The sequence below is a fragment of the Tropicibacter sp. S64 genome, assembly GCF_049803835.1.
Classification (GTDB): Bacteria; Pseudomonadota; Alphaproteobacteria; order Rhodobacterales; family Rhodobacteraceae; genus Pacificoceanicola.
In genome coordinates this window covers 34494-50207 of the sequence record NZ_JBNAGK010000020.1, presented here as the reverse complement: position 1 = coordinate 50207, position 15714 = coordinate 34494, and the positions used below count along the sequence as shown (strand labels likewise).

Genomic DNA, 15714 nt, shown 5'->3' with positions numbered 1-15714 from the left:
TGAAAATCGTGGCCGGTTGCGCGGGTGTCAAAATCGCTTGTGCAACTGGCCCGACGTGCGACGAAACATGGATTCGATGGCTTTGGCGAGCCAGGAACCATAAGAACACAGGCACTATGATCCAGGTCAGTGGTTGGGCCTGTGTATCTCCCGAAAATTTACGCTCCATTTGTTCATGTGTTCTGATTACCCGTTTTGTTTCAGTGTTTTGGGATTCCGCATGGTCTGTGTCGTGCGTTTTGTTCCGAGACGTTGGCACTGTTGGAGGGGCTGTTTTTTCCAACCTCGGGCGACATCGGCGGCCTTGCGACGTCTCGGATGTTCCGTTTCCTTCTGAACCGCTTGGCTCAGTCGAAAGCGTTGAAACGCCAAATTCTTCAAGGGAGGCGTTATCTTGAGCGCTTGCTCCGGAGGGCAGGGCGCATCCGGGCGAGTTCATCATGTCTAGCTCTTCTCCGCCCAACCTTGCGGTGGTTCTCCCGAAGGAAGCGTGAAGGTGTCCGCAAACCGCCTTGGTCTGCTATGCGAGACATCGGACCTTCGCCGCGATGAGAACGAACAGCCGGTATCAGGACGATGTTGCCGCCGACAGTTCGCCTCTGGTCGTATCCAGCAGCCGCGATTTGATGGAGAGCAAGAGCCTCGCATCTCCTTCGTCCAATCAGACTCTCAACAAACGCTACCCCACCGAGCCGCCAAAAAGCGCTCCGACCGCCGCTGTCGCAGCTATTGCGAGCGCGCCCCAGAGGGTGATCCGCGCTGCGCCCCGAACGACACCATCGCCGCCGGCGGCGACGCCGACCACGAGGCTTGCTGTCGAGACGAGCCCGTCGTTGGCGCCGAGAACCTCGGCCCGCAGCCAGCCGATGCGATGCACCCTGTGGATTTCGGACTGCGAAAGGCGGCTCAAGGCGTGGCGCCTTGCGCGATGTCGTCCTGCCCTGAGGAGACAGCCTTTGGTTTCTGAGTGTTGGGATCATGGGGCGCGATGCGTAGCGCACGGAGGGCGTTCAGGATCACGGCGACGTCTATGACCTCCTGAAGGAGGGCCCCCTGCACCGGGGTGAGATACCCGAAAGCGGCGGCGATCATGCCCATGACAGACAGGCCGATCCCGGCGACGACGCTCTCGACGGCGATGCGGCGCGCACCGCGCGCGATCTCGATCCCCGGCCCGAGCCGGTCGATACGGTCGACGAGCAGCACGACGTCCGCCGCCTCCGCCGAGGCTGCGGCGCCGCGTGCGCCCATCGCGACACTCACGTCTGCTGCCGCGAGAGCGGGTGCGTCGTTGACCCCGTCGCCCACCATCATGACAGCTCCGCTCTTGCGCTCGGTGAGGACCAGCAGAACCTTCTGGTCCGGCGTGAGGCCCGCCCGCAGACCGTCGAGGCCAAGCCCCTCGGTCACGCGCTCGGCCACGTCCGCGCGGTCGCCGGTGGCGAGCAGGATGCGCGAGACCCCCTCGCGGCGCAGACCGTCGAGCATCGCGCCCGCGCCCTCGCGCAGGGGATCGGACATGACGAGGTGCCCTGCCATGTGTCCGTCAACAGCGACGGCGACGAGGACCGACCCAGCGGCGATGACGGAATGTTCGCCGGGCCGCCGCCCGACGCGGGAGGCGACGAAGGCATCGCCGCCGACGATGACCTTGCGGCCCTCGACATGGCCCAGGACGCCTTCGCCCGGGATCTCCGCAACGTCGGACGGAACCGGCAGAACGAAGCCCCGCTCTTTTGCGGCCGCAACGATGGCCTGCGCGACTGGGTGCTTCGAGGCCTGATCGAGCGCTGCGGCAAGGCGCAGGATGTCGTCCTCCGCCGTGCCGTCGTGGCTGTCGATCGACACGATCTTTGGCCGTCCGTCCGTCAGCGTGCCGGTCTTGTCGAGGATCAGCGTTCGGATGCGTGCCATCGTCTCGAGTGGCCCCGCGCCCTTGATCAGCACCCCGAAATGCGCGGCACGCGACAGCCCGGCCACCAGCGCCACAGGCACGGCCAGGATCAGCGGACAGGGCGTGGCGACGACGAGCACGGCGACGGCCCTGATCGGATCGCCCGTGAACCACCAGGCAGCGAAGGCAATGCTGACCGTGACCGCCAGAAACCCCAGCGACCAACGATCGGCCAGCCGAGACATCGGCGCCTTCGAGGCCTGCGCCTCCTCGACCAGCCGGACGATCCCGGCATAGGTGCTGTCCCTGGCTTCTCTCGTCGCCGTCAGATCGAACGCCTCACCTGCGTTTGTGGAGCCGCTCATGGCTTCGGCGCCGTGGGCGAGGCGCACGGGCAGGGACTCGCCCGTCAGCGCGGAGGTATCGACGAAGGCCGTCTCCGAGGCCACCGTACCGTCCACCGGCACCACGTCGCCCTGCCGGATCAGAAGGCGGTCGCCGGGCGCGATCTCGTCGAGCGGGACGTCCTCGAGCCCGCCGGTCTGGTGCCGGGTCGCGGTCCGGGGCACGTGGGAGAGGAGGTGGTGCATCTCGCGCCGGGCGCGGCCCTCGGCGAAGGCTTCGAGGAAGGTACCGCCGGAATACATCACCGCGACGACCGCCGCAGCGAGGGTCTCGCCAAAAACGAGGGCAGCCGACATCGACAGCGCGGCGACGATATCGAGGCCCACCTCACCGGAGCGCAGGCTGCGCAGGATCTCGATCACGAGGGCGGCGAGTGCGGGAACGACACCGGCGATCCAGATCAGATGCGCTGTTTCGGGTTGGCCGAAAAAGTAGACCGCAAGTCCCGCAATCAGGCCGGTCGCCGCGATGAGCAGGATAGCGGTCTTGAAGCGGTCAGTCCGTGTCGTCTCCATGCGGCTTATCTCCCCTCGGCTGAGGCGATTGCCGCGGGCTCTTCGGAAAACAGCCGTCCGACTCCCACGCCCCGTGCGCTGGCATCATCATCGCGCAAGAGGAACAGGGCGTCGAGACCGCTTTGCCTTGCCAGGGCCGCGCCTTTGTCCGGACCAAGCACCATGAGGGCCGTCGCCCAGGCATCGGCTTCGGTACAGGTGCGGGCCACGACGGTGACGGAGGCTGGCGACGCGATCAGCGGCGCGCCCCGCCTCGGGTCGATCGTGTGCGACAGGCGGCGCCCCCGCACCTCGACCCAGTGGCGGTAATCGCCGGAGGTCGCGACGGCGGCATCCTGCAGCGCGAGGATCGAATGCGGCGTCCGGCGCCCGGTGTCCGGCGCCTCGACCGCGATGGTCCAGGCTTCGCCATCCGCCTTGAGGCCCATTGCACGCATCTCGCCATCGATCCCGACGAGTCCATCCGAAATCCCATGATCGCGCAAGGTCTCGGCGAGCCGGTCGACGCCATGGCCTTTGGCGATGCCGTTGAGGTCGAGCGTGATGGGCGCGGCTTTGCGCACGCGGGCGTCGTTCATCTCCAGCGCCTCGTGTGCCGGGCGGCGTGAGCTTTCCATCGCGGCGCGGATTCTGTCAGGCGCAGCCGTCTCCGGTCCGAAGCCCCAGGCCGTCACCGCGTCCCCCATGCCTATGTCGAACGCCCCGCCCGAGGCTTCGCCGATCTCCAGTCCGAGCCGCAGCACCTCGGCGAGCCGCGCCGGAACCGCCACCCATTCTCCCACCGGCGCCGCGTTGAGCCGCATCAGGTCGCTGCCCGCGTTCCAGGTCGACATCTGCCTGTCCACCTCGTCCACGGCCACCTGAAGCGCCGCGCGGATCGAGGCCGGGTCGAAGTCCGGCTCCGCGAAGAACAGCGCAGACCAGCGCGTGCCCATGGTCGGTCCATTCAGGGCGATGCGCACGCGCTCAGTAGACATCTTCGACATACCGCCCCTCCGCCTTCAGGACCGCTGGCGTCAACCCGGCCGGTGCGAGGATCTCGGCCAGCGCCTCGGCCACGCCGGCGGCCATGTCCCGTCCACCGCACACCATCACCCGCGCGCCGTTGCGGACGAGTTCCGCGACCTGATTGGCCTCGCCGCGCAGCGCGTCCTGGACGTAATGGGGACGCGCCCCGCGTGAGATAGCCGTGACCAGCCGGGTTATACGCCCTTCGTCCTGCCATCCGCGGAAGGCCTCGCCGTAGAGGAAATCGCTGTCGGGATGGCGCATGCCGAAGAACAGGTGAATCGGCCTGCCGCGCGTGTTGCCCCGCACGAAGCCCGCGAGCGGCCCGATGCCGGTCCCCGCGCCGATCAGGATCAGCGGTGTCCGGCTCCGGCCCGGACGGAAACCGGGGTTGGGGCGCAGGAATGCGCCTACCGTGTCGCCCGGCTCCAGCGCCGTGAGCTGGCCCGAGCAGAGGCCGCCGGGATGCTTCCTGACCACGATCTCGATGAAGCCGTCGCGGCGCCCGGAGGCGAGCGAATAGAGCCGCGGGACGGTCCCGCCCGCGGGCAGAATGCCGATCAGGTCGCCGGGTTGGAACCGGGCGAACCCGCTCCCGAGCAACCGCTGCCAGAGGGTGGTGCGCGGCAGGGCGAAGCGCAGGATGGCGGTCGGGGCCTGCACCTCGGCGCCGTAGTCGCGGCGCGAGACAAGGGTCAGCGTGGTCGTTTGTGGCTGGACAGGCCCGTGCGACAGGTCGAGTTCGATCGCGAGAGCGTCTCCGAGCGCCCGGCCCCAGCGGGCAAAATCCTGCGGCGATTGGCGGTCGATGGTGTCGAGAGCCAGCAGTTCGGGCCAGCCTTTCGCTTCCGCCGCTGTCGCGACGGACTTCGCGAAGGCACAGTAGGCCGGAAAGCTGCGGTCGCCGAAGCCGAGCACCGCCAGAGGAATGTCCGGTGCGCGGTCGGTCGCGGTCAGCCGGTCGAGAAAGCCCTTCGCCGAGGCGGGCGCTGCCCCGTCGCCATAGGTCGAGGCGAGCAGGATGATCCGCCGGGCGTGGGAATAGCGTTCGGGGGCGAAGCCCGACATCGCGCCGACATGGACGCTCTGCCCGGCTTGCGTCAGGGCGGCGTGCAGCGTCACGGCAAAGCTCCATGTGCTGCCGCCCTCGCTGCCGACGAGCAGGATCGTCTCGGCGCGCCCCGCGGACAAATTGCCCCGAATGCGCCGCCGACCGCGCCGCCCGGCCAGCCAGACCAGCACGCCGGTCGCTCCCATCGCCGGTACGCCGAGCGCCATCAGGCCCAGAACGAGGCCAAGCGTCGCCGCGCCCTGTCCGGTGTGCAGCATGGTGATGGTTTCCGAAACGCGTTCCCACCCGGTCAGGTCAGTCCAGGCCAGCAGCGCCCCGGTGCCCTGATCGAGATACCCGGTCCCACGGTCGGTCTTCAGCGTGAAGACGTCCGAAGCGTCGGCGGGATAGGGAAAGCTCAGTTCGCGCAACTCGGCGACGGGCGTCTGCTGCAGCGTGGGCATCCGGTCCGGCGCGAATCCCGTCTGCCCACTGACTTCGGTCGGGGCGGCCGATATTGTGCCCGCATCCGGCAGGAGATCGAAGGTGGACGCCGTCATCCAGAGGGCGGTCATGGAGGACAGGACGAGGCCGACGACGGCGATCCGGGCGATCTGGACGTGCAGCCGCCCGGCGAGCGGTCCGCGCAGGCGCGCGAACCAGTGCCGCCAGCCGCCCGCCCGCCGCGCGACCAGCGTCGCACCAGAGAGCGAGAGGATCAGCATCGCGGCAGCCCCTGCGGCCATGGCGATGCGCCCGCCATCCCCGAGGAAGAGCGAACGGTGCAGGTTGGTCAGCCAGCGTTCGGCCTGGTTCGGGTCGGCCGAGGCCACGCCCTCACCCGTCGCCGGGTCGATCACGGCGGCCCCCGGTGCGCCCTGATCGAACCAGTAGGCAGTGATCCGGCCCGAGGGTGAGCGGCGGATCTGCTCGACGCCCGGATAGACCGCCTGGATGCGGTCCGCGAGAGCGGCGACCGTGAGCCCGGTCTCCGCCTGCGGGGCGGCAAGCCGTTCGGCCGCAGGGAAGACCGACAGTGCCGCGCCACTCAGGCTCAGGATGGTGACGAGCGCGAGGGCCAGAAGACCCGGCCAGCGATGGAGTGCACGGATCATGGCCCCACTCCTCACATGTCGTAGGCGAAGCTGGCGATGTAGCGGCGGCCGCTCGTCGGCGTACCCGCGCCTGTCGTCGTGAGCGGGACGGCCACCTCGTTCGGGCTGTCGCGCATATCCTCGACCGCCGCGTCGATGTGGAGCGTGTAGCCCGCGTCGAAGAGCGCGTCGGCGAGGTCGAGCGTGATCTCGAGCGTGCGGCCCGCGCCGACGCTTGCGCCGGTGATGCCGTTGACCTGCGCGGTGTCGCCGCCGGTGGCACGGTACCAGTCGCTCAGATGCTGGTAGTACTTGGACTTGCCGCCAGCCATCCAGAGGCTGCCGACATAGGCGCCCGAGGTGTCGGTGACATAGAGCGCGAGGTAGGCCCCGTCGCCACCGTAGTTGTTGAGGGTCGTGGTGAGCGTCACCGGCCGGGCCATGGCAAGGCCGGGAAGCGTCAGCGCGGTGGTGAGCGCGAGCGTTGCAAGAAGCGATTTCATGGGGTTGATCCTTGTTCGGAGAAGGGCTTCGGAGCGGCTCAGTTCACCTGGACCTGCGGAGGGGCGCCGTTGCCGAAGAGGCCGTTCTGCGGAGGGGCGACCGTGCCGGCGGGCGCGGGATTGCGGGCGCCGCCCTGACAGTCGTCGTCGTCATCATCGTCGTCGCAGTCATCGTCGTCATCGTGGCCACGACGCGATCCGTCCCGCCAGCGGGCGTCATCGTCGTCGTCATCGCCGCTTGCGAGGACGAGCGGCATGGTTTGCGAGGCATCGTCGAAGAGTGCGGCGACGGGCCGAAGGACTTCGGACCGAGCTTGCACTGCGCTCCAGGCGGGGACGCCGATCGCGGCGGTCAGCGCCGTGGACGCGACCAGAAGTGTCAGGGTCTTATTCATGGCAGGGTCTCCTTGTCATCTGCTGAGAACAATCTGGAGACTCGACCTGAGGGCTTCCTGACGCGTCGGCGATTCCCGCTTCAGTTTGACGTCAGGAAAAGAGCGGCGGCGGACGAGAAAAAGGCCCCGCCCGTGAGGGCGAGGCCAGGCGGGGCCGAAGGGACGGTCGGCCGTGGGGTTGGGTTCCGTCAGGCGATGTCGCCGGGACCGGGTCCGCGCTTGTCGCCCGTCACCATGGCGCGGGCCAGGTTCTCGTGGTGCCGGAAGGAGGCCAGCACGACGCCGCCCACATGCAGCGCGGCAAGCAGCAGCATCAGGTTGGCGAGCGTCTCGTGAACCTCCTTCAGCGGTCCCTCGACCTCGCCCCGCGCACCATACTCCCGATCGTCACCGTCGTCGTCAGCCCAGGCGGGTGCCACGATGGCAAGCACGGAGGGAAGCATCGCCAGACGGGCCTCGTCCTCCATGAGCCAGCCGGTGAACGCCGTCCCCGACAGCGTGACCAGCAGCGCCACGACCATCGCCGCGCCCGCGGGGTTGTGGCCAAGGTAGCGTCGCTCGCGTCCGCGGGCCATGTCTCCGAGATAGGCCAGCGTCTCGCCCGGCCCCTTCAGGAACCGGGCGAAGCGGGCGTAGCGGCTGCCCACGAGGCCCCAGACCAGCCGGAAGGCCACAAGTCCGGCGACGGCGTAGCCTGCGATCTCGTGGACGGGTTGCAACTCGTCCGCGGTCAGCCATGCGGTCGCGAAGGCCGCGACCAGGCCCCAATGGAACACACGGACCAGCGGATCCCAGACGCGGACCGTGCTGCTCGGTCCCATGCTCATCTCCGGCCCATGGTGCGAGACTGCGTCAGTCATCGTCGCCTCCTTCGCGATCCCGGCGGGGGCGATCGTCCTCGTCCTCGTATTCGACCTCGATCACCTGCAGCGTCGCCGGATGAACGGTCACCTCGATCCGGCGCCCCTCGGCATCACGGCCGTCGATCTCGTAACAGCCGTCGTCGATCTTGATCCGGCGCACGGTCCAGCCGTTCTCCTCGGCCAGCCGGGCGACGGCGTCGCGCGGCTGCCAGTCGGCCATCGGCACGAAGCAGTCGTCGTCCGCCAGCGCGCCACCGGCCGGGAAGACGACGAGAAAGCCGAGAATTGTCAACGTCTTCTTCATGAGCCAAACTCCTCGCCATGGCCATCTTGATGCCATTCCTATGCGGCGAAGCTGACGGCAGCCTGAAGGGACATGCCCTGCCGCTTCAGCTTCCTGTCAGCCGGACGGATCATGGAGGGTCATCGGAACAGGACGGGGACGAGGATGCGCATTCTGCTGATCGAGGACGACACGGTATTGGGAGCCGCGGTGCGCGATCAGATCGCAGCAGATGGCCAGTCGGTGGACTGGGTGACGCGCCTCGACGCCGCCGGGGATGCGGTGCGGACCACGTCCTATGACCTGATCCTGCTGGACCTCATGCTGCCTGACGGGCGTGGTATCGGATTTCTCAAGGGATTGCGGACCCGGGGCAATGTGACGCCGGTCATCATTCTGACCGCGCTGGACCAGGTGTCCGACCGAATCGAGGGCCTGAACGCCGGCGCCGACGACTACCTGGTGAAGCCCTTCGACCTTGCGGAATTGTCTGCCCGCATCGGCTCGGTCGCCCGGCGCTACAGCGGCAATCCCAATCCCATCGTCACCCACGGGCCGCTCGAAATCGATCTGGCTGCCCGCAGCCTTCATCGCGACGGCAAGCCGGTGCAACTGACGGCAAGGGAATGGGCGCTGTTCGAAGCCTTCCTCGCGCGTCCCGGTCAGCTCCTGTCCAAGGCGCAACTGGAGGGGAAACTCTATACCTTTGACGCGGAGGTGGAGAGCAACACCATCGAGGTCCATGTAAGCCGCCTGCGCAAGAAGCTTGGGTCTTCGGTCATCGAGACCGAGCGCGGCATGGGCTACCGGCTGGGCCGGCCATGAGATGGCCTGCAAGCCTTCAGGGGCGGCTCGGCCTGTCGCTCGGCGTCGTGCTGACGGTGCTGTGGCTGCTCGCGGCGACGGTGACGGCCGTGATCGTCCGGGGCGAGCTGGACGAGGTCTTCGACAGCGCCCTGCGGGAGACGGCCGAGCGGATCCTCCCGCTGGCGGTGACCGATATCGTGGGCCGCGAAGATCAGGGGATCACGCAACGGCTCGCGCCGGTCCGGGAGCATGGCGAGTTCTTCACCTACCTCGTGCGGGATGCCGAGGGGCGCATCCTGCTGCAATCCCACGCGGCCGATCCGTCCGTGTTTCCGCCTTGGGAGGGGCAGGGGTTCCGGCAGACATCGACACACCGGCTCTATAGCGACGCGGCGCTTCAGGACACGGTCCGGATCACCGTGGCCGAGCCGCTGGCCCATCGCGCGTCGGTTGCGCGTGAGATCCAGATGGGCCTCGGCCTGCCGCTGCTCATCGTGTTGCCGATCGCGCTGGTGGCGATCATTCTTGCCGTTCGCTTCAGCCTCGATCCGCTGCGCCGGTTCCGCGCTCGGCTGGAGGAGCGGGGAGTTCGAGACCTGTCGGAGGTACCCGCGAGCGATCTGCCGACAGAGATCGGTCCGTTGGCCGACACCCTGAACGGCCTTCTCAACCGCTTGCGTGCGGCGTTCGAGGCCGAACGCAGCTTCGCGGCCAATGCCGCGCATGAGTTGCGCACGCCGCTGGCGGGCGCCATCGCCCAGGCGCAGAGGCTCAGATCGGAAACCGCAGACCGGACGATCGTCCAGCGCGCGGCGGATATAGAGGAAACACTGAAACGGCTGACGCGCCGGACGGAACGGCTGATGCAACTGGCGCGGGCCGAAGGCGGACGCCTCCTGTCGGACACGGCGCACGATGCCCGGGCCGCCGTGCGTATCGTTGTCGAGGACTTGAAGCGCGGCATTCAGCCGGTTGACCTGGCACTCGACCTTCCCGAGACCCCGGTGCTCTCGACCATCGACCCGGACGCGCTGGGGATCGTCTGCCGGAACCTGGTGGAGAACGCGCTCCGGCATGGAGCTGCATGGGGCGAGGTCAGGGTTCTGCTGACACCTGACGGCAAGCTGATCGTCTCGAACGCGGGATCCGTGGTCGAACGCGATCGCCTCTCGCGGCTGACGGAGCGCTTCCAGAGCGACGGGAAGAAACCCGGCGGCAGCGGGCTCGGTCTCACCATCGTTGCCGAGATCGCCGACCGGACGGGAAGCAGACTGACACTGGCGTCGCCGAGACCTGGTGCGGCGGATGGGGTCGAAGCCCGGTTCCAGTTGCCCTTGGCGGCGGATGCGGCCTGACCGAGCCTCGGGGCGACGTGGCCGGCGTTATCGGGCAGGCATCATCCTGCGATGGACACGTCCAAGGGAAGGGATGTCGTGCTCCGTACAGCTTCGAGGGCAAACACGGCGGTCGCGCTCCGCTGCCCGACCGCGGCGGTCAACGCCTCGTGGACCCCTGTCGAACGCAGCGAGGTCCGCCACGTCGACACGCAGCAGGAAGTCGCGGCCGACGCGCCGAGCAGCAGAAATCGCCATCTTCCAATGCATCAACGGCTTCTGCAATCCACGCCGAAGGCACTCGGCACCGGGCTGGAAAAGCCCCGTCGCTTTCGAAGGGAACGTGGCTTGAACGAGCCCTTGTGGCGGCGCCAATGCGGGACAGGTCCAACGAGCAGATTTGCGGGATGCGAGCCGTCTTCGGGGGCTTCTGTGCCGCGTACATCCTGATGATCGAACCGCCGACGCCGGCCGATTTGCAGGAGGATACGCGTCCCACCGAGCGCTTGGCTCTCCCGCAGCCCGCTATGGGCGAATGATCTTCCAAGATCACGTCCGAAAGAAGCGTGATTCTTCCTTTGGGAATGACGAGTAAGCTCGTCGTTAATTTGCAGTCTGGCAGCGGATATCGACCAGATCGCCGAGTGCACAGGTCGCATCCCGGCTGCCCCACACCCCGAGCATCGTGTTCCCGATGCGCGAGAGCAAACCGCGCGACATCGAGGACCGGGACGTCCCCGTCGCTGAAGGCGTCCCGGTGTTCACGCCGACCCTCTCCACGGGGGAGGGAGTCCCGGCACGCGACCCGGAGCGCGTTCCCTCCCCTTTGGGGAGGGTCAGGGTGGGGGAAGGAAGGTCCGGGTGGGGGAAAGAAAAAAGGAGGCCCGGGGGCCTCCTTTCGATGTTGAATTCTGGCCGGCAGAGGGCTGTCTCACCGTTTAGCGCTTGGACAGTCCCCCGCAGCGTTTGCAGGCGCATCTTCCAGGGGCTCCGCCCGTTCGGCCTTCAAACTCTCCCCCGGAGAGTTTGCCGGAGCTATGCTCCGGACCGGGTCTCACCCGCCGAAATCGTCCAGCATGATGTCTTCGCGGTCGACGCCGAGGTTGAGCAGCATGGTGATCACCGACTGGTTCATGATCGGCGGGCCGCACATGTAGAACTCGCAGTCCTCCGGGGCCGGGTGGTTCTTGAGGTATTCTTCATACAGCACGTTGTGAATGAACCCGGTGTAGCCGGTCCACTCGTCCTCCGGCAGCGCGTCGGACAGCGCAACGTGCCATTCGAAGTTGTCGAACTCCGCGGCCAGTTGGTCGAAGTCCTCGACGAAGAACATCTCCCGCTTCGAGCGCGCCCCGTACCAGAAGGTGATCTTCCGGTCGCGGTTCTCCAGCCGTTTGAGCTGGTCGAAGATATGCGAGCGCATCGGCGCCATGCCCGCGCCGCCGCCGACGAACACCATCTCCTTCTTGGTATCCCGGGCAAAGAACTCGCCAAACGGACCGGAGATGGTGACCTTGTCACCGGGCTTGAGGTTGAAGATGTAGGAGGACATCTGCCCCGGCGGGATACCCTGCGAGCCCGGCGGCGGGGAGGCCACGCGGACATTGAGCATGATGATGCCCTTCTCGTCCGGGTAGTTTGCCATGGAATAGGCCCGCTCGATCGGCTCTTCCACCGTGGACTCGTATTGCCACAGGTTGAACTTGTCCCAATCCGGCCGGTACTCCTCCGCAACGTCGAAGTCCTTGTACGACAGCTTGTGCGCGGGGGCTTCGATCTGGATGTAGCCGCCGGCGCGGAAGTTGACGTTCTCGCCCTCCGGCAGTTCCAGCACGAGGTTCTTGATGAAGGTCGCGACGTTGTCGTTGGAGCGCACGGTGCACTCCCACTTCTTCACGCCGAAGACCTCCTCGGGCACTTCGATCTCCATGTCCTGCTTGACCGCCACCTGACAGGACAGCCGGTCGCCGCAGGACGCCTCGCGCTTGGTGATGTGCGATTCCTCGGTCGGCAGGATCGAGCCGCCGCCGGAATGCACCCTGACCCGGCATTGCGCGCAGGTGCCGCCGCCTCCGCAGGCCGAGGGGACAAAGAGCTTCTGCGCCGCCAGCGTTTGCAGCAGCTTGCCGCCCGCAGGCACGGAGATGGTCTTTTCACCGTTGATGGTGATGTTGACGTTGCCCGAGCTGACCAGTTTGGAGCGGGCGGCGAGGATCATCGCCACCAGCGCCAGCACGATCAGGGTGAAGAGGAAAACGCCAAGTCCGAAAGTCGTCATGGATCGCGCCCTCCCTTACAGTTTCACGCCGGAGAAGGACATGAAGGCCATGGCCATCAGTCCCGCGGTGATGAAGGTGATGCCGAGGCCCTGAAGTCCGTCCGGAATGTCGGAATACTTCAGCTTCTCGCGCACGCCCGCCATGGCGGTGATCGCCAGCGCCCAGCCGAAGCCCGACGAGACGCCATAGGTCGCCGCTTCCGCGAAGTTGTAGGAGCGCTCCACCATGAACAGCGAGCCGCCCAAAATGGCGCAGTTCACCGTGATCAGCGGCAGGAAGACGCCGAGCGCGTTGTAGAGCGGCGGGAAGTACTTATCGAGCACCATTTCGAGGATCTGCACGATCGCCGCGATTACCCCGATATAGGAGATCAGGCCAAGGAACGTCAGGTCCACGTCGCCAAACCCGGCCCAGGCCAGCGCACCGGGGGCGAGCAGGTAGTTGAGCAGCAGGTTGTTCGCCGGAACGGTGATCGCCTGCACCACCATGACGGAAATGCCAAGGCCCATGGCCGTCTGGATCTTCTTCGACACGGCGAGGAAGGTGCACATGCCGAGGAAGAAGGACAGGGCGAGGTTCTCGACGAAGACCGCCTTGACCGCGAGGGAAATCAGGCCTTCCATCAGTGCGCCTCCACGTTCTGGATGCGGTATTCGCGCTCTTCGACCTGCTTCGGCTTCCACGTCCGCACGCCCCAGATGATGAGGCCAATGACGAAGAACGCCGACGGCGGCAGCAGCAACAGGCCGTTCGGAACGTACCAGCCGCCGTTGTTCACCGTCTGGAAGATGGTGATGCCGAAGAGAGAGCCGGAGCCGAACAGCTCGCGGAACACGGAAACCACCATCAGCAGCAGGCCATAGCCCGCGCCGTTGCCGATGCCGTCGATGAAGCTCGCGACCGGCGGGTTCTTCATGGCGAAGGCCTCGGCGCGGCCCATGACGATGCAGTTGGTGATGATCAGCCCGACGAAGACCGAGAGGGTCTTGGAGATTTCATAGGCATAGGCCTTGAGGATCTGGTCCACCACGATCACGAGGCTGGCGATAACGACCATTTGCACGATGATCCGGATCGAGCTCGGGATCTGGTTGCGCAGCATCGAAATGAACATCGACGAGAAGGCCGTCACCAGCGTCACGGCAATCGCCATGACCAGCGCCACCTTCATCGAGGAGGTCACCGCCAGCGCCGAGCAGATGCCCAGCACCTGCAGCGTGATCGGGTTGTTGTCGATCAGCGGATCGACGAGTTGCGAACGGTAGGTCTGGGCCATCAGCTCACCTCTCCTGCTTTCAGGCGTTCAAGGAAGGCGCCGTATCCGGCCTCGCCCATCCAGAACCGCACAAGGTTGTTGACACCGGCCGAGGTCAGCGTCGCCCCGGCGAGGGCATCGACGTGGTAGTCGGGGCCCGCCGGGCCAACCGCCTTGGACACGGAAATCGCGAGGTCCCCGCCGTCGGTGAACAGCTTCTTGCCGTTCCACAGCGCCTTCCAGCGCGGGTTGTCCACCTCGGCGCCAAGGCCGGGGGTTTCGCCGTGCTGGTAGAACTGCAGGCCGTAGATGTCGTTGCCGTTCTCTTCGAGCGCGATGAAACCGTAAAGCGTGGACCACAGGCCATAGCCCTCGATCGGCAGGATCACCTTGTCGATGGCCCCGGCCTCGTCGCGCAGGATGTAGACCATGCGATAGGCCTCCATCTTGCCGCCCAGTCCCGCCGGGTCCTCGTCCAGCGCGCGGATGATCGCGGGATCGTCCTTGGCGGCGAGATTGTCGAAGGTCTCGATCTCGAACTGGTCGGTGAACTCGCCGGTCGACAGGTCGAGCACATGGGGCTCGAAGCTGGCGAAGGCGTCATTGACGGCGATGCCGTCCTCGTAGACGCCCGACACCTGCAGGATGTTCACCCGCTTGTCGCGCAGCTTGTTCTCCTCCTGCACCGGGCGCAGCGCCACGGCCGCGGCGGAGACGACCATGGACCCGGCGAGGCAGAGCGCCACGGCGACGGTCACGGTCTTGCCCACGCCGTCCACCGGCGCGTCGAGGAAACGGCCGATCAGGCCCTTTTGCGGAGCGTTGTCAGGCATGACGCTTGGCCCTCCGTTTGATGTTGGCCTGCACGACGAAGTAGTCGATCAGCGGTGCGAAGACGTTGCCGAAGAGGATCGCGAGCATCATGCCTTCCGGGAACGCCGGGTTGATGACGCGGATCATCACCACCATGAAACCGATCAGGGCACCGTAGATGTAGCGCCCGGTGTTGGTGTGGGAAGCGGACACCGGCTCGGTCACCATGAACGCGAGGCCGAAGGCATAGCCGCCGACGACGAGGTGCCAGTACCACGGCATGGCGAACATCGGGTTGGTGTCGGAGCCGATCAGGTTGAGCAGCGTCGAAAAGGCGATCATGCCCGCAAGGCAGCCGACGATCAGACGCCAGTTGGCGATCTTGACCACCAAGAGGAAGGCAAGGCCGATGAAGGCCGCCAGCGCCGAGGTTTCGCCGATGCAGCCCTGGATCGTGCCGATGAAAGCGTCCATCCAGGTGATGCCGCGTTCCGGCAGGCTGGCGTAGCCGTCAGAGGCTCCGATCGCCAGCGCGGTCGCGCCGGAGAAGCCGTCCACCGGGGTCCAGACCGAGTCGCCCGACATCTGCGCCGGGTAGGCAAAGTAGAGGAAGGCACGGCCCACAAGCGCCGGGTTGAGGAAGTTTTTCCCTGTTCCGCCAAAGACTTCCTTGCCGATGACCACCCCGAAGATGATGCCGAGCGCGACCTGCCAGAGCGGCGCGGTAGCGGGCATGATGAGCGTGTAGAGCATGGAGGTGACGAGGAAGCCCTCGTTGACCTCATGCTTGCGCACCGTGGCGAAGATCACTTCGAAGAGGCCGCCCGCGACCAGCGTGGTGATGTAGATCGGCAGGAAATACATCAGCCCGTGCAGCATGTTGGCCAGCGGGTTCGCAGCGTTGAAGCCGATTCCCAGCCCCTCGATCACTGCCGCCCGCCAGCCCGACGCGCCGTATTCGGCAATCGCGAGGTTGGTCTGCAGGCCGGTGTTGTAGAGGCCCATCAGGATGCAGGGGACCGTGGCCAGAACCACGTAGGTCATGATCCGCTTCATGTCGATGTACGACCGCGCGTGCGGCGCGACCGTGGTCACCGTCTTTGGGGTATAAATGAAGCTCTCGACCATCTCGTAGATGGGGAAATACTTCTCGTACTTGCCGCCCTTGGTGAAGTTCGGCTCGATACGGTCGAAGAAATTGCGCAGACCCAAAGC

15 protein-coding genes and 1 pseudogene are annotated in these 15714 nt (G+C 66.4%); 3 read left to right on the top strand and 13 right to left on the bottom strand.

The genetic code is table 11. The features are described 5' to 3' along the window. Positions 1 to 679 precede the first annotated feature (679 nt). From ACP159_RS23685 to ACP159_RS23650, 8 genes are all read right to left on the bottom strand, one after another. Positions 680 to 910, bottom strand: a complete 231-nt coding sequence (locus ACP159_RS23685; protein WP_425102199.1) for a hypothetical protein — start codon at positions 908 to 910, stop codon at positions 680 to 682. Then, positions 907 to 2814, bottom strand: coding sequence for a heavy metal translocating P-type ATPase (locus tag ACP159_RS23680; RefSeq protein WP_425102198.1), 1908 nt, complete (start codon positions 2812 to 2814; stop codon positions 907 to 909). Before ACP159_RS23680 ends, ACP159_RS23685 begins: the two co-directional genes overlap by 4 nt. A 5-nt stretch (positions 2815 to 2819) precedes the next feature. Next, positions 2820 to 3800, bottom strand: coding sequence for an FAD:protein FMN transferase (locus tag ACP159_RS23675; protein ID WP_425102197.1), 981 nt, complete (start codon positions 3798 to 3800; stop codon positions 2820 to 2822). Beyond that, positions 3781 to 5988, bottom strand: coding sequence for a PepSY domain-containing protein (locus ACP159_RS23670; protein WP_425102196.1), 2208 nt, complete (start codon positions 5986 to 5988; stop codon positions 3781 to 3783). The genes ACP159_RS23675 and ACP159_RS23670 overlap by 20 nt, the downstream gene beginning before the upstream one ends. An 11-nt stretch (positions 5989 to 5999) precedes the next feature. Then, complete coding sequence (locus ACP159_RS23665; protein WP_425102195.1) at positions 6000 to 6470, bottom strand: DUF2271 domain-containing protein; 471 nt, start codon at positions 6468 to 6470, stop codon at positions 6000 to 6002. A gap of 38 nt (positions 6471 to 6508) precedes the next feature. Then, on the bottom strand, positions 6509 to 6865 hold the full coding sequence (locus ACP159_RS23660; protein ID WP_425102194.1) for a hypothetical protein: 357 nt from the start codon (positions 6863 to 6865) through the stop codon (positions 6509 to 6511). A gap of 188 nt (positions 6866 to 7053) precedes the next feature. Further along, positions 7054 to 7725 (bottom strand): cytochrome b/b6 domain-containing protein, encoded by a 672-nt coding sequence (locus tag ACP159_RS23655; RefSeq protein WP_425102193.1) that lies wholly within the window; start codon positions 7723 to 7725, stop codon positions 7054 to 7056. Further along, positions 7718 to 8032, bottom strand: coding sequence for a PepSY domain-containing protein (locus tag ACP159_RS23650; protein WP_425102192.1), 315 nt, complete (start codon positions 8030 to 8032; stop codon positions 7718 to 7720). The genes ACP159_RS23655 and ACP159_RS23650 overlap by 8 nt, the downstream gene beginning before the upstream one ends. A 144-nt stretch (positions 8033 to 8176) precedes the next feature. On the opposite strand from ACP159_RS23650, the gene ACP159_RS23645 reads away from it, so the two are divergent. The 3 genes and pseudogenes from ACP159_RS23645 to ACP159_RS23635 all read left to right on the top strand — a co-directional run. Continuing rightward, entirely contained in the window at positions 8177 to 8836 is a 660-nt protein-coding gene (locus ACP159_RS23645) for a response regulator transcription factor (RefSeq protein ID WP_425102191.1), read from the top strand. After that, positions 8833 to 10173 carry an ATP-binding protein gene (locus ACP159_RS23640; RefSeq protein WP_425102190.1) on the top strand — a complete coding sequence of 447 codons (1341 nt, stop codon included), beginning with the start codon at positions 8833 to 8835 and terminating at the stop codon, positions 10171 to 10173. Before ACP159_RS23645 ends, ACP159_RS23640 begins: the two co-directional genes overlap by 4 nt. A 196-nt stretch (positions 10174 to 10369) precedes the next feature. Continuing rightward, positions 10370 to 10504, top strand: a pseudogene (locus ACP159_RS23635) (IS3 family transposase); the annotation flags it as partial. Between the two features lie 702 nt (positions 10505 to 11206). Here ACP159_RS23635 and nqrF read toward each other — a convergent pair. The 5 genes from nqrF to ACP159_RS23610 are packed head-to-tail and all read right to left on the bottom strand — an operon-like array spanning position 11207 to position 15711. Continuing rightward, a complete protein-coding gene (gene nqrF / locus ACP159_RS23630) occupies positions 11207 to 12430 on the bottom strand; it encodes an NADH:ubiquinone reductase (Na(+)-transporting) subunit F (RefSeq protein WP_425102189.1) in 1224 nt (407 codons plus the stop codon). A gap of 15 nt (positions 12431 to 12445) precedes the next feature. After that, the gene (nqrE, locus tag ACP159_RS23625; protein ID WP_425102188.1) at positions 12446 to 13054 is read right to left on the bottom strand and encodes an NADH:ubiquinone reductase (Na(+)-transporting) subunit E; all 609 of its coding nucleotides are present in this window, start codon (positions 13052 to 13054) and stop codon (positions 12446 to 12448) included. Continuing rightward, positions 13054 to 13707 carry an NADH:ubiquinone reductase (Na(+)-transporting) subunit D gene (locus ACP159_RS23620; RefSeq protein ID WP_425102187.1) on the bottom strand — a complete coding sequence of 218 codons (654 nt, stop codon included), beginning with the start codon at positions 13705 to 13707 and terminating at the stop codon, positions 13054 to 13056. Before ACP159_RS23620 ends, nqrE begins: the two co-directional genes overlap by 1 nt. Next, the gene (locus tag ACP159_RS23615; protein WP_425102186.1) at positions 13707 to 14519 is read right to left on the bottom strand and encodes a Na(+)-translocating NADH-quinone reductase subunit C; all 813 of its coding nucleotides are present in this window, start codon (positions 14517 to 14519) and stop codon (positions 13707 to 13709) included. The genes ACP159_RS23620 and ACP159_RS23615 overlap by 1 nt, the downstream gene beginning before the upstream one ends. Then, entirely contained in the window at positions 14512 to 15711 is a 1200-nt protein-coding gene (locus tag ACP159_RS23610) for an NADH:ubiquinone reductase (Na(+)-transporting) subunit B (RefSeq protein ID WP_425102185.1), read from the bottom strand. The genes ACP159_RS23615 and ACP159_RS23610 overlap by 8 nt, the downstream gene beginning before the upstream one ends. Between the last annotated feature and the right edge of the window lie 3 nt (positions 15712 to 15714).

What these genes read in the sequence shown, in the direction of transcription:
- ACP159_RS23680 (WP_425102198.1), bottom strand. Translation starts at nt 2,814, where the DNA reads ATGGAGACGACACGGACTGACCGCTTCAAGACCGCTATCCTGCTCATC.
- ACP159_RS23675 (WP_425102197.1), bottom strand. Translation starts at nt 3,800, where the DNA reads ATGTCGAAGATGTCTACTGAGCGCGTGCGCATCGCCCTGAATGGACCG.
- ACP159_RS23670 (WP_425102196.1), bottom strand. Translation starts at nt 5,988, where the DNA reads ATGATCCGTGCACTCCATCGCTGGCCGGGTCTTCTGGCCCTCGCGCTC.
- ACP159_RS23665 (WP_425102195.1), bottom strand. Translation starts at nt 6,470, where the DNA reads ATGAAATCGCTTCTTGCAACGCTCGCGCTCACCACCGCGCTGACGCTT.
- ACP159_RS23660 (WP_425102194.1), bottom strand. Translation starts at nt 6,865, where the DNA reads ATGAATAAGACCCTGACACTTCTGGTCGCGTCCACGGCGCTGACCGCC.
- ACP159_RS23655 (WP_425102193.1), bottom strand. Translation starts at nt 7,725, where the DNA reads ATGACTGACGCAGTCTCGCACCATGGGCCGGAGATGAGCATGGGACCG.
- ACP159_RS23650 (WP_425102192.1), bottom strand. Translation starts at nt 8,032, where the DNA reads ATGAAGAAGACGTTGACAATTCTCGGCTTTCTCGTCGTCTTCCCGGCC.
- ACP159_RS23645 (WP_425102191.1), top strand. Translation starts at nt 8,177, where the DNA reads ATGCGCATTCTGCTGATCGAGGACGACACGGTATTGGGAGCCGCGGTG.
- ACP159_RS23640 (WP_425102190.1), top strand. Translation starts at nt 8,833, where the DNA reads ATGAGATGGCCTGCAAGCCTTCAGGGGCGGCTCGGCCTGTCGCTCGGC.
- nqrF (WP_425102189.1), bottom strand. Translation starts at nt 12,430, where the DNA reads ATGACGACTTTCGGACTTGGCGTTTTCCTCTTCACCCTGATCGTGCTG.
- nqrE (WP_425102188.1), bottom strand. Translation starts at nt 13,054, where the DNA reads ATGGAAGGCCTGATTTCCCTCGCGGTCAAGGCGGTCTTCGTCGAGAAC.
- ACP159_RS23620 (WP_425102187.1), bottom strand. Translation starts at nt 13,707, where the DNA reads ATGGCCCAGACCTACCGTTCGCAACTCGTCGATCCGCTGATCGACAAC.
- ACP159_RS23615 (WP_425102186.1), bottom strand. Translation starts at nt 14,519, where the DNA reads ATGCCTGACAACGCTCCGCAAAAGGGCCTGATCGGCCGTTTCCTCGAC.